This window comes from Pseudooceanicola lipolyticus (assembly GCF_002786325.1).
Taxonomy (GTDB): Bacteria; Pseudomonadota; Alphaproteobacteria; order Rhodobacterales; family Rhodobacteraceae; genus Pseudooceanicola_C; species Pseudooceanicola_C lipolyticus.
Map to the genome: position 1 here is coordinate 1 of NZ_PGTB01000374.1, position 1,051 is coordinate 1,051.

The 1,051-nt window shown below is 71.6% G+C and carries 1 protein-coding gene and 1 pseudogene; both read right to left on the bottom strand.

Annotated features, from left to right (window positions below; genetic code table 11):
- Window positions 1-251: pseudogene (locus tag CVM52_RS26025) on the bottom strand (hypothetical protein); the annotation flags it as partial.
- A gap of 6 nt (window positions 252-257) precedes the next feature.
- On the bottom strand, window positions 258-1,051 hold a 794-nt coding region (locus tag CVM52_RS26030; protein WP_133120017.1), incomplete at its 5' end, for a trypsin-like peptidase domain-containing protein.

Below are 1,051 nucleotides of genomic sequence, written 5' to 3' on the forward strand. Positions count from 1 at the left end.
AGCCGCGCGGTCAGCGCGGCGCGCTCGTCTTCCGGCAAATCGGACAGCGCCAGCGCCTCGCCCCAAAGCGGCGCGTGCCAGTCGATGCTGCCACCATGTTCGGCGGCCACCGGCTCGGCAAAGATCGCCGCGTGATCCGGGCCCAGCCGCTGGCGCACCGCGCCGGTCACCAGCTCATAGGACCGCTGCGCCGCCGAGCCCAGCGGCTGCAAGCCTTCGGTCGAGGTGGTGACGAGGACCGGTTCGAACATCTTCGCTCAGTTCCGCACCAGGTCCGGGCGAGCCACCACCGGCGCGCAGGGGGTGCTGTCGGTCGCGGGTGCGGCGGCGGTGCCGGCGAGGAAGGCCATCAGGTCGCCCGAAGTCAGGGCAAACCCCCGGTTCTGCATCTCGCCTTGCCGGATGAAGGCGTTGACCCCCACCAGCCGCCCGCACATATCCACCAGCGGCCCGCCGGAATTGCCGGTGGACAGCGCCGCCGAATGCATCAGGACGCGGGTTTCGGGCGCCAGCTGTTGTTCGGTGTTGACGATCCCGTCGGTCACCGTCAGCCCCGGCACCGCGCTCAGGTCGCCCTCGCGCAGGCGGCTGAAGGCGGCATCGGTTTCCAGCACGTCACCGGGATAGCCCGCCGCCACCACGTTGGACAGCGTCAGCGGGCCATCGGGCAGATGCACGGTATAGGCCGGCAGGCTGTCATCGGCGATTTGCAGCAGGGCGAAATCGCCACCGGTGTCGCGGAACGGGCCATCGGTTTTCACCACGGTGGCGGGCTGCGGTTCGGCCAGCGCCGCGCCGGTGACCAGGATCTGCCCGCCCTCGCCCAGCGCCTGGGCGATCACGTGGTAATTGGTGACGATCAGCCCCGGCCCGACCGACAGGCCCGACCCGGTGGAGAATTCGCCGGCCCCGGCGGCCAGCACCATCACCGTGCGCGCCGCAACGAGGTCCAGCAGCGATTCTTCGCCGGCAAGCACCCGCTCGGGTCGGGAGGGCAGCAGCGCGTCAGGCGCCGCCTCGGCCAGATCGGGCGGGGCGACGCCCGGCGCCG